Origin of the sequence: Streptomyces sp. GMY02, from assembly GCF_019056675.1 — a bacterium.
GTDB lineage: Bacteria > Actinomycetota > Actinomycetes > Streptomycetales > Streptomycetaceae > Streptomyces > Streptomyces odonnellii.
On record NZ_CP077658.1, the window covers coordinates 1,795,495 to 1,820,811 of the forward strand.

Annotated in this window: 19 protein-coding genes; 7 read left to right on the forward strand and 12 right to left on the reverse strand. The window is 70.4% G+C overall.

The window, feature by feature from the left end; genetic code table 11:
- Window positions 1–30: 30 nt before the first annotated feature.
- On the forward strand, window positions 31–1,410 hold the full coding sequence (locus KQY30_RS07535; protein ID WP_217306172.1) for an FAD-dependent oxidoreductase: 1,380 nt from the start codon (window positions 31–33) through the stop codon (window positions 1,408–1,410).
- Window positions 1,411–1,519: 109 nt separating this feature from the next.
- On the opposite strand, the gene hemE is transcribed toward KQY30_RS07535, so the two are convergent.
- Complete coding sequence (gene hemE, locus KQY30_RS07540) at window positions 1,520–2,593, reverse strand: uroporphyrinogen decarboxylase (RefSeq protein WP_217306173.1); 1,074 nt, start codon at window positions 2,591–2,593, stop codon at window positions 1,520–1,522.
- 91 nt (window positions 2,594–2,684) lie between these two features.
- Here hemE and KQY30_RS07545 point away from each other — a divergent pair, with 91 nt between their 5' ends.
- The 5 genes from KQY30_RS07545 (at window position 2,685) to KQY30_RS07565 (ending at window position 9,256) form a co-directional block, all read left to right on the forward strand.
- On the forward strand, window positions 2,685–3,374 hold the full coding sequence (locus KQY30_RS07545; RefSeq protein ID WP_217306174.1) for a DUF3000 domain-containing protein: 690 nt from the start codon (window positions 2,685–2,687) through the stop codon (window positions 3,372–3,374).
- A gap of 280 nt (window positions 3,375–3,654) precedes the next feature.
- Window positions 3,655–4,314: a response regulator transcription factor gene (locus KQY30_RS07550; protein ID WP_093605154.1), complete on the forward strand. Its 660-nt coding sequence runs from the start codon at window positions 3,655–3,657 to the stop codon at window positions 4,312–4,314.
- Window positions 4,315–4,392: 78 nt separating this feature from the next.
- Window positions 4,393–5,697: a ribonuclease D gene (locus KQY30_RS07555; protein ID WP_217306175.1), complete on the forward strand. Its 1,305-nt coding sequence runs from the start codon at window positions 4,393–4,395 to the stop codon at window positions 5,695–5,697.
- Window positions 5,698–5,912: 215 nt separating this feature from the next.
- Window positions 5,913–7,133, forward strand: a complete 1,221-nt coding sequence (locus KQY30_RS07560; protein ID WP_217306176.1) for an acetyl-CoA C-acyltransferase — start codon at window positions 5,913–5,915, stop codon at window positions 7,131–7,133.
- Window positions 7,130–9,256, forward strand: a complete 2,127-nt coding sequence (locus KQY30_RS07565; RefSeq protein WP_217306177.1) for a 3-hydroxyacyl-CoA dehydrogenase NAD-binding domain-containing protein — start codon at window positions 7,130–7,132, stop codon at window positions 9,254–9,256. Before KQY30_RS07560 ends, KQY30_RS07565 begins: the two co-directional genes overlap by 4 nt.
- A 102-nt stretch (window positions 9,257–9,358) precedes the next feature.
- Here the strand turns inward: KQY30_RS07565 and KQY30_RS07570 are convergent, their stop codons facing one another.
- Window positions 9,359–10,330, reverse strand: coding sequence for a hypothetical protein (locus tag KQY30_RS07570; RefSeq protein WP_254407003.1), 972 nt, complete (start codon window positions 10,328–10,330; stop codon window positions 9,359–9,361).
- 290 nt (window positions 10,331–10,620) lie between these two features.
- On the opposite strand from KQY30_RS07570, the gene KQY30_RS07575 reads away from it, so the two are divergent.
- On the forward strand, window positions 10,621–11,013 hold the full coding sequence (locus KQY30_RS07575) for an NTP pyrophosphohydrolase (protein WP_217306178.1): 393 nt from the start codon (window positions 10,621–10,623) through the stop codon (window positions 11,011–11,013).
- Here KQY30_RS07575 and KQY30_RS07580 read toward each other — a convergent pair.
- The 10 genes from KQY30_RS07580 to ngcE all read right to left on the reverse strand — a co-directional run bounded on the left by KQY30_RS07580 (window position 10,989) and on the right by ngcE (window position 24,849).
- Window positions 10,989–12,512, reverse strand: a complete 1,524-nt coding sequence (locus KQY30_RS07580) for a glycosyltransferase family 39 protein (RefSeq protein WP_217310845.1) — start codon at window positions 12,510–12,512, stop codon at window positions 10,989–10,991. The genes KQY30_RS07575 and KQY30_RS07580 overlap by 25 nt on opposite strands.
- Window positions 12,513–12,571: 59 nt before the next feature.
- Window positions 12,572–14,071, reverse strand: a complete 1,500-nt coding sequence (locus tag KQY30_RS07585) for an amino acid permease (protein WP_217306179.1) — start codon at window positions 14,069–14,071, stop codon at window positions 12,572–12,574.
- 153 nt (window positions 14,072–14,224) lie between these two features.
- Window positions 14,225–16,129, reverse strand: a complete 1,905-nt coding sequence (gene dxs / locus KQY30_RS07590; protein WP_217306180.1) for a 1-deoxy-D-xylulose-5-phosphate synthase — start codon at window positions 16,127–16,129, stop codon at window positions 14,225–14,227.
- Window positions 16,130–16,407: 278 nt separating this feature from the next.
- Complete coding sequence (locus tag KQY30_RS07595; RefSeq protein ID WP_217306181.1) at window positions 16,408–17,727, reverse strand: sugar ABC transporter permease; 1,320 nt, start codon at window positions 17,725–17,727, stop codon at window positions 16,408–16,410.
- The gene (locus tag KQY30_RS07600; protein ID WP_217310847.1) at window positions 17,724–18,512 is read right to left on the reverse strand and encodes an ATP-binding cassette domain-containing protein; all 789 of its coding nucleotides are present in this window, start codon (window positions 18,510–18,512) and stop codon (window positions 17,724–17,726) included. The genes KQY30_RS07595 and KQY30_RS07600 overlap by 4 nt, the downstream gene beginning before the upstream one ends.
- A gap of 261 nt (window positions 18,513–18,773) precedes the next feature.
- Window positions 18,774–19,874: a substrate-binding domain-containing protein gene (locus KQY30_RS07605; protein WP_217310850.1), complete on the reverse strand. Its 1,101-nt coding sequence runs from the start codon at window positions 19,872–19,874 to the stop codon at window positions 18,774–18,776.
- 133 nt (window positions 19,875–20,007) lie between these two features.
- Entirely contained in the window at window positions 20,008–21,207 is a 1,200-nt protein-coding gene (locus KQY30_RS07610) for an ROK family transcriptional regulator (RefSeq protein WP_046502268.1), read from the reverse strand.
- Between the two features lie 216 nt (window positions 21,208–21,423).
- Entirely contained in the window at window positions 21,424–22,359 is a 936-nt protein-coding gene (locus KQY30_RS07615) for a carbohydrate ABC transporter permease (RefSeq protein ID WP_217306182.1), read from the reverse strand.
- Window positions 22,359–23,282 (reverse strand): carbohydrate ABC transporter permease, encoded by a 924-nt coding sequence (locus KQY30_RS07620; protein WP_217306183.1) that lies wholly within the window; start codon window positions 23,280–23,282, stop codon window positions 22,359–22,361. The genes KQY30_RS07615 and KQY30_RS07620 overlap by 1 nt, the downstream gene beginning before the upstream one ends.
- A gap of 121 nt (window positions 23,283–23,403) precedes the next feature.
- The gene (gene ngcE, locus KQY30_RS07625) at window positions 23,404–24,849 is read right to left on the reverse strand and encodes an N-acetylglucosamine/diacetylchitobiose ABC transporter substrate-binding protein (protein WP_217306184.1); all 1,446 of its coding nucleotides are present in this window, start codon (window positions 24,847–24,849) and stop codon (window positions 23,404–23,406) included.
- Window positions 24,850–25,317 lie beyond the last annotated feature (468 nt).

A 25,317-nucleotide genomic window follows, 5' to 3' on the forward strand; every position in this document is an offset into this window, starting at 1 on the left:
CCCGAGGACACACGGCGAAAGGGACGCGCAATGGCGGCGGAGCGCATGGTGGTCATCGGCGGCGATGCGGCGGGCATGTCCGCCGCATCACAGGCCCGCAGGATGAGAGGGCCGGAGGAGCTGGAGATCGTCGCCTTCGAGCGCGGCCGCTTCACCTCGTACTCCGCGTGCGGCATCCCGTACTGGGTGGGCGGCGAGGTGACGGACCGCGACGAACTGATCGCCCGTACCCCCGAGGAGCACCGCGCCCGCGCCATCGATCTGCGCACCCGCACCGAGGTCATGGAGATCGATGTGCCGGGGCAGCGGGTGCTCGCACGGGATCTCACCGACGGTACGGAGAGCTGGACCGGCTTCGACAAGCTGGTGGTCGCCACCGGCGCAAGCCCCGTACGGCCTCCGCTGCCGGGCATCGACGCGCCGGGCGTGCACGGCGTACAGACCCTCGACGACGGCCAGGCGCTGTTGGACACCCTCGCCGGTACGCGGGGCCGCCGCGCGGTCGTCGTCGGCGCGGGCTATATCGGTGTGGAGATGGCCGAGGCGCTGCTGAAGCGCGGTTACGAGGTCACCGTCGTCCACGGCGACGAGCAGCCGATGGCCACGCTCGACCCGGACATGGGCCGGCTGGTCCATGAGGCGATGGACGGGCTGGGCATCACCACCGTGGGCGGCACACCCGTCACCAAGGTCCTCACCGGGCAGGACGGCCGGGTCCGGGCGGTGGCGACGGAGGACGCCGAGTACCCGGCGGATGTCGTGGTGCTGGGCATCGGCGTCCGGCCGGAGACCACGCTCGCGCGGGCCGCGGGGCTGCCGCTGGGGGCGTACGGCGGGCTGCTCACCGACCGGTCGATGCGGGTGCGCGGCCACGAGAACATCTGGGCGGGCGGCGACTGCGTCGAGGTCCTCGACCTGGTCTCCGGCGCGAACCGCCATCTCGCCCTGGGCACCCACGCCAACAAGCACGGCCAGATCATCGGCGCCAACGCGGGCGGCGGCTATGCCACGTTCCCGGGCGTGGTCGGTACGGCCGTGAGCAAGGTCTGCGACCTGGAGATCGCCCGTACGGGACTGCGCGAGAAGGACGCCCGCCGGGCGGGCCTGCAGTTCGTCACCGCGACCATCGAGTCGACCAACAGCGCCGGTTACTACCCGGGGGCGGCCTTTATGACGGTGAAGATGCTGGCCGAGCGGCGTACGGGCCGGCTGCTGGGCGTCCAGATCGTGGGCCGCGAGGGCTCGGGCAAGCGCGTGGACATCGCGGCGGTGGCACTGACCGCGGGGATGACGGTGGAGCGGATGACCACCCTGGACCTCGGCTACGCCCCGCCGTTCTCCCCGGTCTGGGACCCGGTCCTGGTAGCCGCCCGCAAGGCGACTGCGGCGGTACGGACTGCGGGTATGTGAGGCGAGCACATACAGGCAGCCGTACGGCGGGCATGTACAGCGGTCATATAGGGGACACCCACATGTGCCCGGACACCATGGGTGCCGGGCACATGGATGCGGAGACCGCTCAGCGGGCCGTCTGTGCCGTCCGTGTATGGACGTACTCCACAAGCCGGGTCAGCGCGTCCGGGTCCGTGCTGGGCAGCACCCCGTGGCCCAGATTGAAGACATGCCCCTCCAGACCGGCCGCCGCGTTCAGCACCTCCTGGGCCTTCGTCTCCACCACCCCGGCGGGGGCGAAGAGCACGGCCGGGTCGAGATTGCCCTGGAGCGCCTTGCCGGGCCCGACCCGCCGGGCCGCCTCGTCGAGCGGTACGCGCCAGTCCACGCCGACCACGTCCGCGCCGGCCTCACCCATCGGCCCGAGCAGCTCGCCCGTACCCACACCGAAGTGGATGCGCGGCACACCGTACGGGGCGACCGCGTCGAAGACCTTGGCCGAGGCCGGGAGCACGGAGCGCCGGTAGTCGGCCGGGGCCAGCGCGCCCACCCATGAGTCGAAGAGCTGCACCGCGCTCGCGCCGGCCTCGATCTGCACCTTGAGGAAGGCCGCCGTGATGTCCGCGAGCCGGTCCAGCAGCTCGGCCCAGAGCGCCGGATCGCCGTACATCATGGCCTTGGTGTGCTCGTGGTTACGGGAGGGACCGCCCTCGACGAGATAGCTCGCGAGAGTGAAGGGCGCCCCGGCGAACCCGATGAGCGGGGTGGCACCCAGCTCGCCGGTCAGCATGCCGATCGCCTCGGTGACATACGAGACGTCGTCGGGCGTGAGGTCGCGCAGCCGCGCGAGATCGCCCCGGCTGCGGATCGGGTCGGCGACGACCGGGCCGACGCCCGGCTTGATGTCGAGGTCGAGCCCGATGGCCTTGAGCGGCACCACGATGTCGCTGAAGTAGATCGCCGCGTCGACCTTGTGGCGCCGTACGGGCTGGAGGGTGATCTCGGTGACCAGCTCGGGCCGCATACAGGACTCCAGCATCGGAATTCCCTCACGGACCTTGAGGTATTCCGGCAGCGAGCGGCCCGCCTGCCGCATGAACCAGACCGGCGTGTGCGGGACCGGTTCGCGCCTGCACGCCTTGAGAAAGGCCGATTCGTACGTCTTCGTCTGCTGGCCCTGGGGCCGGTCAATGGCGCTCACGCCCAGAATCTTCGCACGTACCGGCAAGCCGCCGCCCCGGCCCGGGTGTCCCTCCCTGCGCGAGGCGCGCGTTCCGCCTACTCTTCCCCGCATGGCCGCGGCTCAGGGACAGTTTTCCGATCATTCCAACGGCACCGAGGGAACGGACGGCACGGAGGGGGGCTCCGTCCCTTCCGCGTTCCGTACGGCGGTCGAGGCACTGCGGTCGGCCCGGCCGCGTCCCGGGATCGAGATCGAGCCGACCCCGCCGCCCAAGCGGCTCGCACCGTACGCCCACGCCCTGGAGGCGACCGTGGTGGACGGCGACGACGATCTCGCGGACGGCCGGCTGATCCTGCTGCACGACCCGGCCGGGCACGAGGCCTGGCACGGTACGTTCCGGCTGGTGACGCTCGTACGGGCGGAGCTGGAGCCGGAGATGGCCACCGATCCGCTGCTGCCCGAGGTGTGCTGGTCCTGGCTGACCGGCGCCCTGGAGGCGCGCGGGCTGTCGTACGACGAGGCCAGTGGCACCGTCACCCGGGCGGGCTCGTACTACTTCGGCGGTCTGGCCGAGCGCAGGCCGGCCACCCAGATCGAGATCCGGGCGTCCTGGACCCCGCGCGAGGCCCGGGGCGGGGCGCCCGACGCCGCGGCGCATCTCGCGGCCTGGTGCGATCTGCTCGGCCAGGTCGCGGGGCTGCCGCCGGCCGCCCCCGGACCGGTCCAGGGAGCGGCGGAGACGGGCTCGGGCGCAGGTGTGGTCTCCCTGCCCCAGCGGCGCGGCCCGCAGGTCTCCTGACAGCCCCTCACCCCCGTACACCACCGGCCCGCGGCTCCCGCTCGCCCGCCGTCCCGCCGCGACACCCTCGAACCCCCGCCACACGCGTCGACGCGGCGGGGCGGGTCATAGGATGATCGATCACCCGTCCGAATTGCCCGAATTGTTACTCACCAAATCGTGATCATTCCCTAAAGGCGGGCGGTATTGCTGCCGAAGAGGTCAATGACCCTTCAAACACGGTTCGCCCCGGCTTCATCCCCCAGAGCCGGCTCCGTCCCGCACCTTCCCAGGAGGCCTGGTGTCCGTTCTCCTCGAGCAGCCCGCAAGCCTGGTCGCCTACCGCCCGAACAAGCCGACGGCCATGGTCGTCGTGGCCGACCCACGCGTCCGCTCCACCGTCACCCGCCACCTGTGGGCCCTTGGAGTACGTGACGTCATCGAGGCGTCGTCCATCGCGGAGGCACGCCCCCGCGTCGGCAACCCGCGCGACATCTGCGTTGCCGACGTCCACCTGCCCGACGGTTCCGGGCTGACCCTGCTGTCCGAGACCCGGGCGGCCGGCTGGCCCAACGGCCTCGCCCTCTCCGCCGCCGATGACATCGGCGCGGTGCGCAACGCCCTCGCGGGCGGCGTCAAGGGCTATGTCGTGACCGGTACCCGTACGAACATCGGCCACCCCACCCGCCCCGGCGCCGCCCCCATCGGCGCCGGCCAGCGGATGCACCGCCGCCCCCCGGGCGCACCGAGCCACCCGGGCGGCTACCGCGAGCTCTCCGGCCGTGAGGTCGAGGTGCTCAGGCTGGTGGCCGAAGGACAGTCCAACAAGGCCATCGGTGTCTCGATGGGCCTGTCCGCGCTCACCGTCAAGAGCCATCTCGCCCGGATCGCGCGCAAGCTCGGCACGGGCGACCGGGCGGGGATGGTCGCTGTGGCCCTCCGTACCGGCATCATCCACTGAAGCGACTCCCCGCCCCCACCGCCCGTCGACGGAACGTTCCGTCGACGGGCGCCGTCCGTTCACGGATACCCTTGACAGGTGACCGACGCCCAAGAGACCGCAGCAGAGCCAGCACTGCGAACCACCGGGGGCCCGCGGCGGCAGCCGCTCACCGCGCAGCCCCCGGCCGACGTCGAATCGGCGCCGATCCCCTTGTTGGAGCCCCGCGAGGGCATTCCGCCGGTGGTGGCCACCGAAGAAGCCCTGGCCGGGGTGATCGCGGCCTTCGCCGCGGGCACCGGGCCCGTGGCCGTCGACGCGGAGCGCGCGTCCGGTTACCGGTACGGGCAGCGGGCGTATCTCGTCCAGTTGCGCCGCGAGGGCGCGGGCACGGCACTGATCGATCCGGTGGGCTGCCCCGATCTCTCCGGTCTCGGCGAGGCCCTCGCGGAGACCGAGTGGATCCTGCACGCGGCCACCCAGGATCTTCCGTGTCTGCGTGAAATAGGCATGACGCCCACCCGGCTGTTCGACACGGAACTGGCAGGCCGGCTGGCGGGCTTCCCCCGGGTCGGGCTCGGCGCGATGGTCGAGAACGTGCTCGGGTACGCGCTGGAGAAGGGCCACTCCGCCGTGGACTGGTCGACGCGGCCCCTTCCCGAGCCCTGGCTGCGGTACGCGGCGCTCGATGTCGAGCTGCTGGTTGACCTGCGCGACGCGCTGGAGAAGGAACTGGACCGGCAGGGCAAGCTCGACTGGGCGCACCAGGAGTTCGCCGCGATCGCCTCGGCGCCGCCGCCCGCCCCGCGGAAGGACCCCTGGCGCCGTACGTCGGGAATGCACAAGGTGCGCCGGCGCCGTCAGATGGCGGTCGTACGGGAGCTGTGGAACACCCGTGACCGGGTGGCGCAGCGGCGCGACGTCTCCCCGGGCAAGGTGCTGAGCGACACGGCGATCGTGGAGGCGTCGCTGGCGCTGCCGGCGAATGTCCACGCGCTCACCGCGCTGCCGGGGTTCGGCCACCGGATGGGGCGGCGGCAGCTCGAACAGTGGCAGGCGGCGGTCGACCGGGCGCGTGCGCTGCCCGATACGGAGCTGCCGCAGCCGGGCCAGCAGGTCGCGGGCCCGCCGCCGCCGCGCTCCTGGGCGGACAAGGACCCGGAGGCGGCGGCCCGTCTCTCGGCGGCGCGGGCGGCGGTATCGGCGCTGGCGGAGCGGCTGAACATGCCGCAGGAGAACCTGATCACGCCGGACACGGTGCGGCGGGTCTGCTGGGAGCCGCCGCGGGAGCGGACGGCGGAGTCGGTGGAGGCCGCTCTGGCGGAGCACGGCGCGCGGCCCTGGCAGATCGAACAGGTCGCGCCGCTGCTGGCGCGGGCGCTGTCCTCCGTACCGGCGGAGTAGACGCGGGGCCCAGCGGACCGGTGACGACGACCACCGGCCGCGCCCCGGCAACCCCCATAGGCCTGGAGCCGGCCTCGTAGTCGGCCCCGTAGTCGGCCCCGTGGCAAAAACCTGGCAGGGGTGGGCGGGATGGTTACCGGCAAGTAGCATGGGGTGTGGACGTACGCTCCGGCGTGCCCCGCAGCAGTGCCATCCCCACCTGGAGGAGAGCCATCGTGCCTCGTACCGTCAGGGACGTCGTCTTTGTCGACGGCGTCCGCACCCCGTTCGGCAAGGCGGGCCCGAAGGGCATGTACCACGAGACCCGCGCCGACGATCTCGTCGTGAAGGCGATCCGGGAGCTGCTGCGCCGCAACCCGGATCTCGACCCGGCCCGGATCGACGAGGTCGCCGTCGCCGCGACCACGCAGATCGGTGACCAGGGCCTCACCCTCGGCCGTACCGCGGGCATCCTCGCGGGGCTGCCGCAGTCCGTGCCGGGCTATTCGGTCGACCGTATGTGCGCGGGCGCGCTGACCGCGGTGACCACCACCGCCGGTTCCATCGCCTTCGGCGCGTACGACATCGTCGTGGCGGGCGGTGTCGAGCACATGGGGCGGCACCCGATGGGCGAGGGCGTGGACCCCAACCCGCGGTTCGTGAGCGAGCGGCTCGTGGACGACTCCGCCCTCTTCATGGGGATGACGGCCGAGAATCTGCACGACCGCTTCCCGCATCTCACCCGTCAGCGCGCCGACGAGTACGCGGTGCGGTCGCAGGAGAAGGCGGCCAAGGCGTACGCGAACGGCCTGATCCAGCAGGACCTGGTGCCGATCTCCATCCGCCGTACCGACCCCGCCGCGGGCGAGACCGGCTGGGGGCTGGCCACCGCGGACGAGCCGATGCGGCCGGGTACGACGCTGGAGGGGCTGGCCGGGCTGAAGACCCCGTTCCGGCCGCACGGAAGGGTGACGGCGGGCAACTCGGCGGGGCTCAACGACGGTGCCACCGCCTCCCTGATCGCCGCCGAGGACTTCGCGCGCGAGCAGGGGCTGCCGGTCAGGATGCGGCTCGTCTCGTACGCCTTCGCGGGCGTCGAGCCCGAGGTGATGGGGTACGGGCCGATCCCGGCGACGGAGAAGGCGCTCGCCAAGGCGGGGCTGTCGATCTCCGACATCGGGCTGTTCGAGATCAACGAGGCCTTCGCCGTACAGGTGCTGGCCTTCCTCGACCACTACGGCATCGCGGACGACGACGAGCGCGTCAACCAGTACGGCGGCGCGATCGCGTTCGGCCATCCGCTGGCCTCCTCCGGCGTACGGCTGATGACGCAGCTCGCCCGGCAGTTCGAGGCACACCCGCAGGTCCGGTACGGACTGACCACGATGTGCGTCGGCTTCGGCATGGGCGCGTCGGTCATCTGGGAGAACCCGCACTTCGACGGAGGCACCAAGTGAGCACCGCTGAACTCCTGAAGGGCGCGGCCGAGCTGTTCCCCGACGAGGTCGTGACCCAGGCGCACGTACGCCATCTCGACCTCCCCGCGGGCGCCGGGCGCTTCGCGCTGATCACGCTGGACAACGGTCTCGACCACACCAAGCCCACCACCTTCGGCCCGCAGTCCCTGGCCAATCTGGACGCGGCGCTCGCGCGGGTCGAGGCCGAGGCGGCCGAGGGCACCATCGTCGGGGTGGGGGTGACCGGCAAGCCGTTCATCTTCGCCGTCGGCGCGGACCTCAAGGGTGTGGAGCTGCTGAAGCGCCACGAGGACGCCCTCGCGATCGGCCGGGGCGGCCACGAGGTCTTCAAGCGACTCGCCTCGCTGGCCGTGCCGACCTTCGCGTACTACAACGGCGCGGCGATGGGCGGCGGCGTCGAGATCGGTCTGCACTGCCGGTATCGCACAGTGTCGGCGGCGCTGCCCGCGTTCTCGCTGCCCGAGGTCTTCCTCGGTCTGGTGCCGGGCTGGGGCGGCTGCACGCTGCTGCCGAACCTGATCGGCGCCGACCGCGCGGTCTCGGTCGTCATCGAGAACTCGCTCAACCAGAACAAGCAGCTCAAGGGCCCCCAGGTGCATGAGCTGGGCATCGCGGACGCGATCTTCGAGGGCGCCGACTTCCTGGAGCAGTCGCTGCGCTGGACCGCGTCGGTGCTCACCGGCGAGCTGGAGGTCGTACGGCCCGCGGTGGACCGGGGCGAGGCCTGGGACCAGGCCGTCGCGCGGGGCAGGGCCTTCGCCGACTCCAAGGTGCACGGCGCGGCCCCCGCCGCGTGCCGCGCGCTGGACATCATCGCCGCGGCCAAGGACGGCGATCTCCAGGCGGGCTTCGACGCCGAGGACCGGGCCCTCGCGGACCTGATCATGGGCGGTGAGCTGCGCTCGGGGATCTACGCCTTCAATCTGGTGCAGCGGCGCGCCAAGCGCCCGGTGGGGGCGCCGGACAAGGCGCTGGCCCGTCCGGTCACCAAGGTCGGCGTCGTGGGCGCCGGGCTGATGGCCTCTCAGCTCGCGCTGCTCTTCCTGCGCCGGCTCGAAGTCCCGGTCGTCCTCACGGACATCGACCAGGAGCGGGTCGACAAGGGTGTCGGCTATGTGCATGCCGAGATCGACAAGCTGCTGCTGAAGTCCCGTATCAACCAGGACAAGGCGAACCGGCTCAAGGGCCTGGTCTCGGGCGTGCTGGACAAGGCGGAGGGCTTCGCGGACGCGGACTTCGTGATCGAGGCCGTCTTCGAGGAGATGGGCGTCAAGCAGCAGGTGTTCGCGGAGGTCGAGGCGGTCGCCCCGGCGCACGCGATCCTCGCCACCAACACCTCGTCGCTGTCGGTCTCGGAGATGGCGTCGAAGCTGAAGCACCCCGAGCGGGTCGTGGGCTTCCACTTCTTCAACCCGGTCGCGATCCTGCCGCTGCTGGAGATCGTGCGCGGTGAGCGGACCGACGACGCGGCGCTGGCGACGGCGTTCGGCGTGGCGAAGAAGCTCAAGAAGACGGCGGTACTGGTGAAGGACGCCCCGGCGTTCGTCGTCAACCGGATCCTCACCCGCTTCATGGGCGAGATCCAGAACGTCATCGACGAGGGCACGCCGGTCGCGGTGGCGGAGCGCGCGGTGGAGCCGCTGGGGCTGCCGATGTCGCCGCTGGTCCTGCTGGAGCTGGTCGGGCCCGCGATCGGGCTGCATGTCTCGGAGACGCTGCACCGCGCGTTCCCGGACCGCTTCACGGTCTCGGAGAATCTCGCGGCGGTCGTGGCGGCGGGCAAGCGCGGCTTCTACGTCTACGACTCGGGTGCGCCGGAGCTGGATCCGGAGGTCGCCGCGCTGCTCAAGCAGGGCGGTACGGTCCTGACGGAGGAGCAGACCCGGGCGCGCGTGCTGGACGCGGTGGCGCAGGAGATCGGTCTGATGCTGGCCGAGGGCGTCGTCGCGGAGGCCCAGGACATCGACCTCTGTCTGATCACGGGTGCGGGCTGGCCGTTCCACCTGGGCGGCATCGCACCGTACCTGGACAGGGAGGGCGTGTCCGAGCGGGTGAACGGCAAGCGGTTCCTGGAGCCGGGTCTGGCGAGCGTGCCGGCGTAGCGCTCCGTTCTCGGGCGCCGGGCGGTCCGGTTCCGGGCCGTCCGGCGCCCGTCCCGCGTTCGTCCGGCGTTCGAGGGCTTGAGCACAGCGGCGCCGGTCGTGTCAGACCTGTCGCCATGCCTCCAGGGCCAGGCCGGGTTCCGCCTTCTGACGGGCCAGGCGCAGAGTGCCGTCCTCGGCGAAGGCGGCCAGGACCACCCGGCCGCGGCCGTCCAGGGCCAGGGCCGGGGCGCCCACGCAGGGTTCGCCGGAGGGGGTCCAGTGCAGGCCCGCGGCCTCGTTCTCGGTCGGGTACGCGGCGACGCGCGGGCGGCCGTCGGGGCCGCGCTGGGCGAGGATCGTGCAGTCGTGGCCGTCGACGGGGGTACGGAGCAGGGCCGGCGGGCCGGTGCCGGGGCCGCCCAGCGAGACGGGTCCGGTGCCGGGGCGCCAGGCGCGGACCGTACCGACCCCGGGGTCGCGCCAGAAGCGGGTGAGCCGCCCCGGTCCGGTGCGCTCGGCGGTGAGGGTGCCGGGCGCGACGGCGGCCGCGGGCTCGTCCTCGGCGCGTTCCAGGGCCGCTTCGGGCTTTCCGCGCAGCCAGCGCACCATGGAGTCCCCGGCCGGTACGAGCACGTCGATCGCACCGTGGTCGGTGACGGCGGCGGCCGGCTCGCCGGTCAGTTCCGTCCCCTCGGCGTTCGCGCCGCCCCAGGCCTGCCAACGGCCGCTGGGCGCCTGGTGTTTGGCCGAGAGGCCGCCATTGGCGTTCCGTACGAAGAGATGCACGGAGCCGGTGGTGTCCAGTACCGCCGAGGGCAGACCGATGCGGGCGGCCTTCCCGTGGTCCTTGCCGTGCGGGTTGCCCAGGGAGTGCCAGTCCCGCAGCGGACGGCCCGTCTGGAACTGGACGGCGTGCACCAGATCCGTATCGTCGGGGCCATCGGCACGCGGACGTTTCCGCACCGCCAGCAGATGGACGAAGCCCTCGGCGCTCTGGGCGATGGACAGATACGGCAACAGGCCCTGGGCGGCGAGCAGTTCGGGCCCCGACCAGTCGGGGCCGCCGGTCCGGGTCTCGGTCCTGCGGAGCACCCCTCCGCCGTCGGCGCGTACGCGGTGAGCCTGCCGTCCTTGCCGCGCAGCAGCCAGCCGGCCGTGGCGGGCAGGGAGGTGTCGGCGGGGAGCGCGAGGGGCGTGCGGCGCGACTCACGGGCGACATCGGCGGCCCCGCCCGTACCGTCTCCCGACCGTTTCGACGTCCGTCCGGACCTCGGTGTCATGGCCTGGCGCCACCTTCCCGAGCGCTGGAAACCCGGAGCCCGATGATACTCGCGGGTACTCCGGCGGGCCCGTGAGCCCTGGTGCTGTGGCAGGCTGCCGGGATGCGGATGCAGCTCATCGTCGACGCGGCGAATGTGGTCGGTTCCGTCCCCGACGGATGGTGGCGCGACCGGCGCGGGGCCGCCGAGCGGCTGCGCGACTCCCTGGTGCCGTACGCGGAGAGCGGGATCGACGGCTGCCCGGGGCCGGTCGAGGTGGTGCTCGTCGTCGAGGGCGCGGCCCGGGATGTGACGCCGGTGCCGGGGGTACGGGTCGAGCCCGCGCCCGGCAGCGGCGACGACGGGATCGTGGAGCTGGCGGCGCGGGCCGAGGAGGAGGGCGCCGGGTGTGTCGTGGTGACGGCCGACCGGGAGCTGCGCCGCCGGGTGACGGCCCATGGGGCGCGCTGCGTGGGGCCCAGGACGGTGCGTCAGCCGCCGGGCGGGCGCCCGTAGAGTGCGTCGGTCTCCTGGCGGGCGCTTCCTGGTGAGCGTACGTAGAACACCGCGCCGTCGACCGTCGCCGGGAGCGGCTCGTAGTGCCGTGCCAGCAGCGCCCGGAGAGTGGGCAGCCGGTCGGGGGCGAAGGGCTTGCCGCGCGAGTCGTCGACGATCAGGGCCGGGGGGCGGGCGCGCAGTTCGGCGGTGAACACGGGCCAGGCGCCCGCCACACCGTACTTCTCGCCGACCCCGGGGCCGTCCCGCCCGCCGCTGTAGTTGGTGAGCAGACCGGCCGTCAGATAGCGGCTGGCGGGGGTGCGGTCGGCGAGCCAGTACGTCTCGGGGTGTATCCCCCAGACCAGGATCCGGTCGGCGGGCGCGGTCAGGGCCCGTACGGAGTCGGCGAGGCGCTGGGCGTGTACCAGTTCGGGGCGGGGCGCGAGCAGGCCCCAGGCGAGGAACAGCACGCAGACGCAGCCGGTGGTGAGCAGTGCGGACGCGACGCGTTCGGGGTGCAGCGGGCGCAGGGCCGCGGTCGCCAGCAGGACCAGCGGCGGTACGAGTTGCAGGAAGTAGTGGCCGAAGAAGTGGAAGCCGGCCACGACGGCGACGGCCGAGGCGGCGAGCCAGACCCACAGGTCCGCGGTGCCTCGCCGGGCGCGGACGAGCGATGTGGGCAGCCCGGCGCAGGCGAGGCAGAGCAGGGCGGTGTTGGCCAGGCCCCGGAAGAGGACGTGCAGTTCGGAACCGGTGAAGGTGGCGTACGCGGCCGAGCCCGTCACCGTCCAGAACAGAAAACCGGCCGGGTCGGTGAGCAGGGCCGCGCCGAGGACCGGCAGTACGAGTCCGGCGGCCAGCCGGGGCAGCCCCGCCCGTCCGGCGGCACCGGCTCCGCTTCGTGCCCCGCGGGCCGCGGAGTGCCGGAGCAGCCACAGGACGGGGACGAGGACGGCGCCGCCGGTCTGTTTCGTCAGCAGCGCCCCGGCGACCGCGAGTCCGGCCGCGCCCGCGCGACCGCGGCCCGCACACCACATCGCGGCGGCGGTGAAGGGCAGTATGAAGACCTCGAACGTGGCGGCCTGGGTGTCCTCGGGGTTGAGGCCGGTGGCCAGCAGCGGGTGGAGGACCCCGGCGATCCTGCCCGCCCGGTCGCCCCAGCGGTCGCGCGCCACGGCGGCGAGCAGGACGGCCGTGAGCAGGTGGGCCAGCACGGCGAGCGCCTTCATCGCGTACAGGGACTCGTCGCCGAAGAGCGTGAAGGCGGTCTCGTACAGCCAGGGCAGCAGCGGCGGCTTGCGGTCGACGACGGTCTCGTACAGCGCTCCTCCGTCGGCCAGTATCCGCGCCTGTACGGCGAGATAGCCCTCGTCGGGGCTCCACAGGGGGTGGCGTAGGGAGGGGATCCGGGTGACCAGGACGAGCAGGGCCAGCGCGGGGAGGAGGCGCCGCCAGTAGCCGGTGGTACGGGGGGCCGCGGCCGGTGCGGTACGGCGGCCCGGCGGCCCGTACCGCAGGGCGGAGGGCGGCGGCTCGGCGAGCACGGCGGGCGGGCCGGAACGAGCCGCTGCCGCCCTCAGTGGGAGGCTCCGAGGCGGCTGTGCCCACGTCCGTACAGGGCGTAGAGGACGAGTCCGACGGCCATCCAGATCCCGAAGCGCAGCCAGGTCTCGGCGGGCAGATTGAGCATCAGCCACAGCGAGGCGAGCATGGACGCGACCGGCAGATACGGGACGAACGGGGTACGGAAGGACCGGGGCAGTTCGGGACGGCGCCGGCGCAGCAGGATCACGCCTGCCGCGACCACCACGAAGGCGAACAGCGTGCCGATATTGACCAGTTCGGCGAGTTCCTGGATGGAGGTGAGCCCGGCGACGACCGCGACGACCAGCCCGAGCAGCACGGTCGAGCGGTAGGGCGTGCCGAAGCGCGGGTGGACCTGGGAGAAGGTCCTGGGAAGGAGTCCGTCGCGGCTCATCGCGAAGAACACCCGGGTCTGGCCGAGGAGCAGGATCATGCAGACGGAGGTGAGGCCGACGGCCGCGCCGAAGCTGATGAGCCCGGCCCAGAAGGGATGGCCGACGGACTTGAAGGCGTCGGCGAGCGGGGCGTCCACCGAGAGCTGTGTGTAGTGCTGCATGCCGGTGACGACGAGCGAGACGGCGACATAGAGCACGGTGCAGATGAAGAGCGAGCCGAGGATGCCGCGCGGGACGTCGCGCTGGGGTCTCACGGTCTCCTCGGCGACGGTGGCGACGATGTCGAAGCCGATGAAGGCGAAGAAGACGACAGCCGCGGCGGTGAAGATGCCCATGACACCGAAGTCGGTGGGGGTATAGCCGACGATGAGCTGGATCAGCGGGGCGGTCAGGCCTCCCGCGGCGGGCCGGGGCTCGGCGGGCGGGATGAACGGCTGGTAGTTCGACGCGGTGATGAAGAAGGCGCCGACGACGATCACGATGAGGACGACGGTGACCTTGACGGCGACGACGACGGCGGTCACCCGCGAGGAGAGCTTCACTCCGGCGACGAGGACGGCGGTCAGGGCGAGTACGAGGATGAAGGCGAGCAGATCGAAGCCGAACCGGTCGCCGTGGGTGCCGGACAGGGGCTCGGGCAGGCTCAGCCCCGCGTTGCTCAGCAGCAGGCGCACATAGCCGGACCAGCCGACCGCCACGACCGCGCAGCCCAGGGCCAGTTCGAGGACCAGATCCCAGCCGATGATCCACGCGGGCAGCTCGCCCAGCGAGGCGTACGCGAAGGTGTACGCAGAACCGGCCACCGGTACGGTCGAGGCGAACTCGGCGTAGCAGAGGGCGGCCAGACCGCAGACGACGCCCGAGACGACGAACGCGAGCGCGGTGGCGGGGCCCGCGTTCTCCCGGGCGACCACTCCGGTCAGTACGAAGATGCCGGTACCGATGATCACTCCGACGCCGAAGACCGTGAGATCGAGGGCGGAGAGCGACTTCCTGAGCGCGAACTCGGGGTCCTCGGTGTCACGGATGGACTGTTCCACGCCCTTGGTGCGGAACAGCCCCTCCCCCACCGGTTCCGGGGCATGCTGTGTACTCACCGGCGTACCTCCGTGCGCGCGTCGTTCCCGACATGATCGAGAGGCCGCGCACCGCCCGGTACCCGCAACGTCGAATTTCACACGGATGGGCCGGTCGGACCACCCGTACAGGGCGGACCGACCGGCCCATCAGCCGTTCGGGGGACCGCCGCCTCAGTCGCGGGCGGCCTCGGTGGGCGAGTCCTCCAGCCGGCCGTCCAGCCGTGCGACCAGACCGGTGACCTGGCGGGCGATGTCCGGGGCGGTGAGGCCGATCTCGGCCAGGACCTCCTTGCGGGAGGCGTGGTCGAGGAAACGCGGCGGGATGCCGAAGTCCCGCAGCGGTACGTCGACACCGGCGTCGCGCAGGCTCTGGGCGATCGCGGAACCGACGCCTCCGACGCGGCTGTTGTCCTCGACGGTGACGACGACGCGGTGCTGCTCGGCGAGCGGGGCGAGCGCCTCGTCCACCGGCTTGACCCAGCGCGGGTCGACCACGGTGGTGGTGATGCCCTGCTTGTCGAGGAGCCCGGCGATCTCCAGGCACATCGGGGCGAGCGCTCCGACGGAGACCAGCAGGACGTCCGCCGGGCCCTCGGCCGGCCTGCGCAGCACGTCCATACCGCCGACGCGGCCGACGGCGGCGACGGCCGGTCCCACGGCGCCCTTGGAGAAGCGGACCACCGTCGGGGCGTCGTCGATCGCCACCGCCTCGCGGAGCTGGGCGCGTACCTGGTCGGCGTCGCGCGGCGCGGCGATCCGCAGGCCGGGCACGACCTGGAGGATCGACATGTCCCACATGCCGTTGTGCGAGGCGCCGTCGGTGCCGGTGATCCCCGCGCGGTCGAGGACGAACGTCACTCCGCAGCGGTGCAGGGCGACATCCATCAGGACCTGGTCGAAGGCCCGGTTGAGGAAGGTGGCGTAGACGGCGAAGACGGGGTGGAGCCCGCCGGTGGCCAGGCCCGCCGCGGAGACCGCGCCGTGCTGCTCCGCGATGCCGACGTCGTACACCCGGTCGGGGAAGATCTTCGCGAACCGGTCGAGGCCCACGGGGTGGAGCATGGCCGCCGTGATGGCGACGATGTCCTCGCGCTCCCTGCCGAGCTTGACCATCTCCTCGCCGAACACGGATGTCCAGTCGACGCCCGAGGAGGCGATGGGGAGTCCGGTGTCGGGGTGGATCTTCCCCACGGCGTGGAAACGATCCGCCTCGTCCGCGAGCGCGGGCTGGTAGCCGCGGCCCTTCTCGGTGAGGCAGTGCACGATGACCGGGCCGCCGAAGCGCTTGGCGCGCAGCAGCGCGGACTCCAGGGCCTCGATGTCATGGCCGTCGATGGGGCCGACGTACTTGAGGCCGAGGTCCTCGAACATGCCCTGGGGGGCGATGAAGTCCTTGAGGCCCTTCTTGGCGCCGTGCAGGGTGTCGTAGAGGGGCCTGCCGACGACGGGGGTGCGCTCCAGGATGTCCTTGCCGCGGGCCAGGAAGCGTTCGTAGCCGTCGGTGGTGCGCAGGGTGGCGAGGTGGTCGGCGAGGCCGCCGATGGTCGGTGAGTACGAGCGCTCGTTGTCGTTGACGACGATGACGAGCGGGCGGTCCTTGGCGGCGGCGATGTTGTTCAGCGCCTCCCAGGCCATGCCGCCGGTGAGCGCGCCGTCTCCGGTGACCGCGACCACGTGGTCGTCCTTCTTGAGGACCTGGTTGGCCTTGGCGATGCCGTCGGCCCAGCCGAGCACGGTGGAGGCGTGCGAGTTCTCGATGACGTCGTGCTCGGACTCGGCGCGGGACGGGTATCCCGACAGGCCGCCCTTGCTCTTGAGCCGGGAGAAGTCCTGACGGCCGGTGAGCAGTTTGTGGACGTACGACTGGTGACCCGTGTCGAAGAGGATCTTGTCCTTGGGCGAGTGGAAGACACGGTGCAGGGCGATGGTCAGCTCGACGACACCGAGGTTCGGGCCGAGATGGCCGCCGGTCTTGGAGACGGCGTCCACCAGGAAGGACCGGATCTCCGCGGCCAACTGCTCAAGCTGCTCCGGGCCGAGCCGGTCCAGATCGCGGGGGCCTCTGATGCGGGTCATCAACTCCCATTCGCCCACCCCCGCCCCTGCTCGGCGCGCGTCGCGCGGCACTTGCTTCACTGTGCCTCCTTGCGTGTGAGCTTGCGATTGAGCTGTCGGGCTGTGCCGATCCGGCGAGTCTAATGTTCCGCCCGCGCCGGTCGTCAGTGGGCTGTGGATTGTTCATCACTCGATCGGACGTATGTAGGTCATATGGGCGTCATCCGGAACACACCTGTGCCCGGCACCCCGGGAAGGGTGCCGGGCACGGGCCCGTACGGACGCGCGTGAGCCGCCGGTCAGGCGCGGCCCGCGGTCTTCTGCGTCTTGCGGGTGATGGAGTCGATGACGACTGTGGCGAGAAGCACACCGCCGGTGATCATGTACACGATCGGGGTGGCAATGCCCTGGAGGGCGAGGCCGTACTGGATCGAGGTGATCACCATGACACCGAGCAGCGCGTTCCAGGTGCGGCCGCGGCCGCCGAAGAGGCTGGTGCCGCCGATGACGGCCGCCGCGATCGCGTTCATCAGCAGGTCGCCGGTGCCGGCGCCCTGGTTGGCGGCGGCGATCTTGGAGGCGATGAAGAGACCGCCGACGGCGGCGAACGTACCGGCGATCGAGTAGACCGAGACCCGGATCAGCGTGACATTGATGCCCGCGCGGCGGGAGGCCTCGACGCTGCCGCCGAGCGCGAAGATCTTGCGGCCGTAGGTGGTGCGGCGCAGTACGAAGTCGGTGATGACCAGCACCGCCAGGAAGACCACCAGGGCGAGGGGCAGACCCTTGTACTGGTTGAACATGATCGCCGCGGCGAAGGCCACGACGGCGAGGACGGCCGTACGCAGCACGATCTCGCTCAGCGGCCGGGACGGCACACCGGCCGCCTCGCGGCGGCGGCTGTCCAGGAAGGAGGTCACGAAGAACACCACGACCGCGACGAGGGCGAGCCCGTAGGCGGCGGCCACATCGGTGAAGTAGTACGTGGTGAGCTGGGCGACCACGCTGTCCGCCGGCAGGTTGATGGTGCCGGAGTCGCCCAGGAGCTGGAGCATGAAGCCGAGCCAGAAAAGCAGACCGGCCAGGGTGACGGCGAACGCGGGCGCGCCGATACGCGCGAAGAAGAAGCCGTGGATCGCGCCGATGAGCGCGCCGCCGGCGATGGCGATCACCAGAGCCAGCCAGTCGTTCACCCCGTGGGTGACGCTCAGCACGGCGAAGAGGGCGCCCGACACACCGCTGACCGAGCCGACCGACAGGTCGATCTCGCCGAGCAGCAGGACGAAGACGATACCGGTGGCGATCATGCCGGTGCCGACCATGGCCACGGAGATGTTGCTGAGGTTCTCCGCGGACAGGAAGTTCGAGTTCAGGCTCTGGAAGACGACACAGATGATCAGCAGACCGAGGACGACCGGGATGGAGCCCAGGTCACCGGCGCGTATCTTGCGCTTGAACTCGGCCAGATAGCCGCCGAACCCCTGCTCCCTTACGAGCAGCCGCGGGTCGACCGCGGTGACCGCGCCGTCCGCGGCCGCGGGCGCGTCGACCGCCGCGGGGGCCTTGTCCAGCGACGTGGTCGCCTGGCCGGCCGAGGGGGAGGTGTTCTCCGTACTCACTTCTGAACCTCCACGGTGCGCGACTGGCGGCGGGTCACGGCGTTGTCCGTGGCTCCGGTGATGGCCGCGATGATCTCTTCCTGCGAGGTGGACGCCACGTCGAAGACGCCGTTGTTGCTGCCGAGCCTGAGCACGGCCACCTTGTCGGCGACGGCCTTGACGTCCGCCATGTTGTGGCTGATGAGCAGTACGGCGAGACCGCGCTCGCGCAGCCGCTCGACCAGGTCGAGCACCTGGGCCGTCTGCTCCACGCCGAGGGCCGCGGTCGGCTCGTCGAGGATGACGAGCTTGGGCTCGCCGAGCATGGACCGCGCGATGGCCACGGTCTGGCGCTGACCGCCGGAGAGCGAGGCGATCGGGATACGGACGCTCGGGATACGGATCGACAGGGTGGTGAGCAGCTCGCGCGAGCGGCGCTCCATCTCGACCTCGTTGAGCACGCCCCAGCTCCGCAGTTCACGGCCGAGGAAGAGGTTGCCGACGACATCGATGTTGTCGCACAGCGCGAGGTCCTGGTAGACGGTGGCGATGCCCAGGTTCTGGGCGTCGTGCGGCCTGGTGATCGACACGGGCCTGCCTTCCCACTCGATGACGCCGTCATCGATGGGGTGCACGCCGGCGATGGTCTTCACCAGCGTGGATTTCCCGGCGCCGTTGTCGCCGACCAGGGCGACCACCTCACCGGAGTGGACCTCAAGCTCTACATCGGTGAGCGCCTGGACGGCACCGAATCGCTTGGAGACCCCTCGCAACGCCAGCACGGGCGTAGCGGTCACGTGAACCATCTCCTTCGCCGCCTGACCGGCGGGGATGCCGCGCCGGGGGGAGGCGCGGAGGTCGAGCAGAAGAGAACGGACGGGGCCGGCCACGCGGTGCGGGGGCACGGTGCGCGGCACGGCGGCCGGGGTGGTTCCATCCGGCACCCCGCCCTAGCTGCGGGGCTGTTGAGTGGGCGGGGTGCCGGACAGGCTTCACCGGGGCAGGTCGCCGGACGGGCCGGCAGGGACCTGGGGCCTCTCGCGAGAGACCCCGGGGCCCCGGAAGACCTACTTCAGACCGATCGCGTCACAGGCGGCCTTGTAGCCACCGGTGCAGATCTCGCCGACCGTGTAGATGCCGTCCTTGATGACGGTGTCGTTGATGTTGTCCTTGGTCAGGGAGACGACCGGGACGAGCACCGACGGAACACCCTTGGTGGTCGGGCTGTCGACGGTGTCCTTGGCGATGGAGTCCAGCTTCTCGCCCTTGGCGAGCGCGACGGCCATCTCGGCGGCCACGGCGGCCTCTTCGGGGTAGGACTTGTAGACGCTCATGAACTGCTCGCCCGCGACGATGCGCTGCACACCGGCGAGTTCGGCGTCCTGGCCGGTGACCGGCGGGAGCTTGGTGAAGCCGGCGCCCTTGAGGGCGGTGATGATACCGCCGGCCATGCCGTCATTGGCGGAGTAGACACCGATGATCTTGTCCTTGCCGATGGCGGCGATGGCGCCCTCCATGTTGGCGTTGGCGTTCTCCGGCTTCCACTCCTTGGTGTCGTACTCCTTGCCGATGTTCACCTTGCCGTCGAGCTGGGAGTGCGCGCCCTTCTTGAACAGGGCGGCGTTCGGGTCGGTCACGGCGCCGTTCATCATCACGATGTCGCCGGACTTGGCCTTGTCGCCGAGCGCTTCGAGAAGCGCCTTGCCCTGGACCCGGCCGACCTCTTCGTTGTCGAAGGAGGTGTAGGCGTCGATCGGCCCCTCGGCCAGTCGGTCGTACGCCACGACCGGTATGCCGGCCTCCTTGGCCTTGGTCACCGAGCTGGCGATGGCCTTGGAGTCGACGGCGTCCACGACGAGCACGTCGACCTTGTTGGTGATCATCGTGTCGACCTGCTGGTTCTGCAGAGTCGCATCCTGCTTGGCGTTGGCGTAGACGACCTTGCCGGTTCCGTCGGTCAGCTCGCTGACCTTCTTCTCCAGCAGCGGCTTGTCGAACTTCTCGTACCGGGCGGTCTCGTTCTCCGGCAGGAGCAGCCCGATCGTGATCGGGCCCTTGTTGTCCGACTTCGACGCTTCGGCGCTGTCACCGGACTCCTTCGCGCTGCCACAGGCGGCGAGGGAGACGGCCAGCGCGGTGGTGGCGGTGGCCACGGCAGCACGACGCATCTTTGCGTTCACTTCACAAACCTCCCTGACGAGGCCGCGTCGTTGCGGCCGAGGTGGCTGGAAGTCAACTCGGCTCCGGGGTCGGCGTCAAGGAGTAAATCCTTAACGAGATGACAACGGTGCCATTCGTTATCTAAGTGAAGGCAGGCGTGGTGGCTGGAATGACACTTTCCAAAAGGGTCGAATCGCCCATCTCGCTCAGTACGAGGGCGAGTGCGCCGAGCACCTCGGCCCGGCCGCCGAGCGCCCCGGGAAGCACCGAGAGCTGCCGGGCGGCGCTGGGTATCGCGTACCGGGAGACCGACTCGCGGATGGGTCCCAGCACCAGTTCCCCAGCCTCCGCCAAATCCCCGCCGAGCACCACCCGGCTGGGGTTCAGGAGATTGCACAGGTTCGCCACCCCGCTGCCGATGTGGCGGCCCACGTCGGCGACGACCCGGCGGCAGCCCGGGTCGCCCTCGCGGGCGAGCTGGACGACGCGCTCCATCGTCAGATCGGCGCCGTGGCTGGACTCCAGGAGCGGCAGGACATACCGGGCGGCGGTGAAGGTCTCCAGGCAGCCGCGGTTGCCGCAGCGGCAGACCGGGCCCGACTCGTCCAGCGTGATGTGGCCGATCTCACCGGCCGTACCGCCGGGTCCCCGGTAGATCTGGCCGTCTATGACCAGACCGGCGCCGACCCCGCTCGCGACCTTGATGTACGCCAGGTCCCTGACCCCGCGGCCGCTCCCCCAGACCAGCTCGCCGAGCGCGCCCAGGTTGGCGTCGTTGTCCACGTACACCGGTACGCCCAGCCGCGCGGCCAGTTCGTCGCTGGGGTTGATACCGCTCCAGCCCGGCAGTATCGAGGTGGAGCCGAGCGTGCCCGACTCGACGTCGATCGGCCCCGGCACACCGAGTCCGACGCCGACCACCTTGGCGCGGCTGACTCCGGTGGTCACGATCAGCCGCTCGACCAGCTCCTCGGCACGGCCGAATCCCTGGGCGGAGGAGGCGTCCACGTCGAGCGGCTCGGACTCCTCCGCGAGCACCTGGTGGGCGAGATTGCCGACGGCGACACGCAGGTGGGTGTGGCCGAAGTCGACCCCGATGACGATGCCGGCGTCGCCGCTGAGCGAGACGCTGCGGGCCCGGCGCCCGCCCGCCGAGGTGGGCGTGACCTGGACCGTGCCGCCGTCCTTCAGCTCGCGGACGATATTGGAGACCGTGGCCGCCGACAGTCCCGTGCTCCGGGCGATCTCCGCCTGGGTGAGCGAACCGGCCATACGCACCGCGCGTACGACCCGTTCGAGGTTGGCCCGGTGCAGAGACGACTGCGACCCTGGAGTCTCCACGACTCATCCACTCCTGCCCTTGGCAGGCGGCACGACCGCCGCCGCCGGCCGGGGCCGCGCCAATGAGACCCCGACGTATCTCCAACTTGTGAACCCTAAGCTCAGCCTTTCGGGCCGCTCCCCGTCAAGACCTTGAGCAATGCGGAAGGCAGCAAACCGCCCGCCGACCAGTGCCGACGGGCGGTTCGTACGATTCGTGCCGCTAGGAGGCGTCCGCTACTTCAGGGCTCCCGCTGTGAGACCGGCCACAACCTGGCGCTGGAAGATGATGTACGCGCCGAGCACCGGCAGCATCGCCATCACCAGTCCGGCGAACAGACCCGACCAGTCGCCCTTGTACCCCTGGCTGACCGCGAGCTGCACCAGGCCCTGCGAGAGGACCTTCTTCTCCGGGTCGGTGTTCAGCACCGTGGGCAGCAGGTACTGGTTCCACTGGCCCAGGAAGTTGAAGATCCCGACGCTGATCAGGCCCGGCCTGGCCATCGGCAGCATCACCTGGAAGAAGGTCCGGGTGTGCGAGGCGCCGTCGATGATCGCCGCTTCCGCCACCGAGGTGGGCAGCGTTCTGAAGAAGGAGGTCAGGAAGAAGACCGTGAAGGGCAGCGAGTAGGCGATGTAGACCAGGATCAGGCCGTGGATGGTGTTCAGCAGGCCCAGGTTGTTCAGCACGTAGAACAGCGGGACCAGGGCCAGGATGACCGGGAAGCTCATCCCGCCGATGAACAGGTAGTAGATGAAGCGGTTCCCCGGGAACTCGAAGCGCGCCAGGACGTACGCGGCCATCGAGCCGAGCAGCAGCGTCCCCACCAGTGAACCGGCCACCACCAGAATGGTGTTGAGGAAGTAGTCGCTCATATGCGCCTGGGTCCAGGCGCGCGACCAGTTCTCGAAGTGCAGGGTGTCCGGCAGCGACCACGGCTTGGTGAAGATGGACTTGTCGTCCTTGAAGGACGTCATGACCGCCCACAGCAGCGGCATCACGACCAGGATGGCCCAGATGACCAGCACACCGTGCGAGAAGAGGTTGAGGACGCCGCCGCCCTTGGTCTCCTTCGCGGGCCGCGGCGCCGCCGTCTTGGCGAGCGGCCGGGCCTCGGCGGCCGGGGCCGGTTCCTGGGCACCGGCGGGGGGAGGGGTGTCAGTGGTCTTCATCAGAACTCCAGCCGCTCGCGTCGGCCCAGCCGCATCACGACGGCGGCGAAGGCCAGCGTGACGACGAGGAGGGCGACTCCGATCGTGGTCGCATAGGCCGCCTGACCGTCACGGAACGCCTTCTGGTAGACGAGCAGGGTCAGTACGTTGGTGGAATCGGCGGGCCCGCCCGGCCCCACGGTCATGATCTGGACGACCGCGAAGGACTCCGCGCCCAGGGCGAGGATGCCCATGTAGACCCACCCCGACTGCACCGTGTCCCACAGCAGCGGAAGCGTGATGCGGAAGAAGGTGGTGAAGCGGTTCGCGCCGTCCAGCAGCGCCGCCTCGTAGAAGTCCTTGGGGATGGAGGCCATGCCCGCGGAGAACAGGACCACGAAGAAGCCGGTGGTGGACCACACCAGGACGGCCATCACACACCACAGCGCCAGATTGGGATCGCCCAGCCACTCCGGCTGCACACTGCCCAGACCGAACGCGTCGAGCGCCGAGTTGATGGCACCGCTGTTCGGGTTGTACGCGAACTGGAAGAGCAGCGCGACAATCGCGATCGAAAGCACCTGCGGAAAGAAATACACGATCTTGTAGAAGCCGGAACCGCGCACACCCGAAATCGCGGCTCCCTTCCTCCGGCGCCCGCCGACATTCAGCATGAAGGCGAAGAAGAGCGCCAGTCCGAGCACCACCACCGGAAGCAGCAGCGCGAAGAGCAGACTGTGCCGGAGAGAACTCCAGAAGGTGCTGTCGTCCAGCATCCGGGTGTAGTTGTCGAAGCCGACCATCGCGAAGTCGGGGCTGAGCCCGGTCCAGTCCGTGAACGAGTAATAGATGGACTGGATGAACGGCCATACGACGAAAAGCGCGTACAGCGCCAGCGGGGCGATGAGAAACCCCACGATGAACCGGTACTTGCCGTGTTGCATGTCTCCCGACCCCGAATCCCGGCGGGTGCCGCCGTGCCGCCCTGGAGAGCCCGTCGGACTCCGTACGGGACCGACGGGCCGGAACCGGAAGCCCCGGCGGGGCCTCCGGCCGCTTCCGCTCCTACTGGTGCTTGTAGTGCTTGATGGAGCTGTCCTTGGCCGCCGCGTCGGCGTACTCCTGGGCCTTGTTCATGGCCTCGGCCGGGGTCATACGACCGGCCATCATCTCGCCGAGCACGCCCACGCCGATCTTCTCCTTCTGGAGAGCGGCGTACCAGTCCTGGAGCCGCGGGTTCAGCACGTTGTCGGCCGCCTTGGCGAGGGCGTCGACACCGGACTGGAGCGCGGTGGACAGGGTCAGGCCGTCGGTGCCGCCGTTGAAGGAGGTGAGCGACTTGACCTTGGTGGTGAAGTTCTTCGACGAGGCCTCGCTCAGCATGATGCGGAGCTGCTCCATGCCGCCGTCGGGGTTCTTGGCCTTCGACGGGACGATGAAGGGCTCACCGCCGGAGGCCCAGATGGTGCCGAACGGCAGCTTGTCCGAGCTGTCCAGACTGGACGGCGCGGCCACCTTCATCTGGAAGTCCGCCGGCGTGGTCTTGGCCGCCTCGTTCTCCACCCAGGAGCCGTTCGGGATGAACAGCGCCTTGCCCTCGGTCCACGCGGTCTGCGACTGGATGTGGTCGAGTCCGGGGGTGCCCTGGAGGATGTAGCCCTTCTTGAACAGCTCGTAGTACGCCTCGAAGGCGGACTTCACGGCCGGGTTCTTCCAGGCGTTCGGCTCCAGGTTGTCGATCGCGTCGAGGACCTCGCGACCGCCGATCTTGCCGATGAACGGGTAGAGCGAGAACGGGATGTAGTACGGGTACTTGCCCGCGTACGTCCAGCCGGCGATGCCCTTCTTCTTGGCCTTCTCGCAGAGGGCCAGCATCGCGTCCCAGTCCTCGGGGTACTCCGCGTCCAGCTTGTCGAGCGCCGTCTGCGAGTACCACACGCCGTACACCGTGTAGGCGTAGTACATGATCCAGACCGGGTCGCCGTCGAACTGGCCCATCTCGACGACACCGGGGCGCAGCGTGTCGCGGACCTTCTTGGCCGGGTCGTCGTACGACGGGGCGTCCAGCAGCGGGGTGAGGTCGGCGAGCTGCTTCTTGCCGACGAGGACGCCCATGTCCATCTGCTCGGCGCCCGAGTTGTCGATCAGGTCCGGCGGGGTGCCGCCGTTGAAGCGCGGCTGGAGCTGCGACTGGATCTTCTGAGTCGGGGTGAACGTCACCTTCGCCTCGGGGAAGGCCTTCTCGTACTGCTTGACGGCGTCCGTGGCGTACTCCGTACCGAAACCGCCGTCGAACAGGACGAAGTCGAGCGGCGCGGTCGCGTTGACCCCGAGCGGGTTCTTCGCGGACTTCTCGCCCTTCTCGACCTTGTTGTCGCTCCCGCTGTCGCTGCTCGCGCAGGACGCCAGGAAGCTCATCGTCGGGACGGTGATCAGGCCGATCGCGGCGGACCGCTTGATCACATCACGACGGCCGAGGCCCCCGTTGTGCTGAGCGGAGGTGGATCCCATGCTCAAGTCCTCGCCTTCTCCAGGACTCAGGCGGTGTACCGGTCGCCCGTGCTTCTCGCCTGAGGAGAAGGGCCCCGCCACCGCGGTCAATTGAAGCTGGGTCGTGCAGGATTGTGGTTGTCGCGTCGTTGAGTCGGATGTCGTCGCTCGCGTCTGCTGCTTCGCTCGCTTCGATCGGAGGAGCACGGGCCAGGACGGACCGGCCAGAAGTGGACAGAGCCCTCCCCGCCACCCCCTGCCCCCCTACATGTTGTCCGCCACTGCGGGAAACACCAGGGGCGGACGCCGACAGGTATAGTCCACTTCCCGTCAACTGAGCAAGATCGAAAGCGGGTTTGGGCGGCAGTCTTTCCCTAGTTGAGACCTCGCGGATATCCGAGCCGGTTGTGTACTCATTCGACCACCTCCGGCCTCTTCGGAATGGCCGATTCCGAAAGTTCCACCCGTGCAACACCCTTGACACCATCC

What these genes read in the sequence shown, in the direction of transcription:
- KQY30_RS07535 (WP_217306172.1), top strand. Translation starts at nt 31, where the DNA reads ATGGCGGCGGAGCGCATGGTGGTCATCGGCGGCGATGCGGCGGGCATG.
- KQY30_RS07545 (WP_217306174.1), top strand. Translation starts at nt 2,685, where the DNA reads ATGGCCGCGGCTCAGGGACAGTTTTCCGATCATTCCAACGGCACCGAG.
- KQY30_RS07575 (WP_217306178.1), top strand. Translation starts at nt 10,621, where the DNA reads ATGCGGATGCAGCTCATCGTCGACGCGGCGAATGTGGTCGGTTCCGTC.
- dxs (WP_217306180.1), bottom strand. Translation starts at nt 16,129, where the DNA reads ATGACCCGCATCAGAGGCCCCCGCGATCTGGACCGGCTCGGCCCGGAG.
- KQY30_RS07600 (WP_217310847.1), bottom strand. Translation starts at nt 18,512, where the DNA reads ATGGTTCACGTGACCGCTACGCCCGTGCTGGCGTTGCGAGGGGTCTCC.
- KQY30_RS07605 (WP_217310850.1), bottom strand. Translation starts at nt 19,874, where the DNA reads ATGCGTCGTGCTGCCGTGGCCACCGCCACCACCGCGCTGGCCGTCTCC.
- KQY30_RS07615 (WP_217306182.1), bottom strand. Translation starts at nt 22,359, where the DNA reads ATGAAGACCACTGACACCCCTCCCCCCGCCGGTGCCCAGGAACCGGCC.
- KQY30_RS07620 (WP_217306183.1), bottom strand. Translation starts at nt 23,282, where the DNA reads ATGCAACACGGCAAGTACCGGTTCATCGTGGGGTTTCTCATCGCCCCG.
- ngcE (WP_217306184.1), bottom strand. Translation starts at nt 24,849, where the DNA reads ATGGGATCCACCTCCGCTCAGCACAACGGGGGCCTCGGCCGTCGTGAT.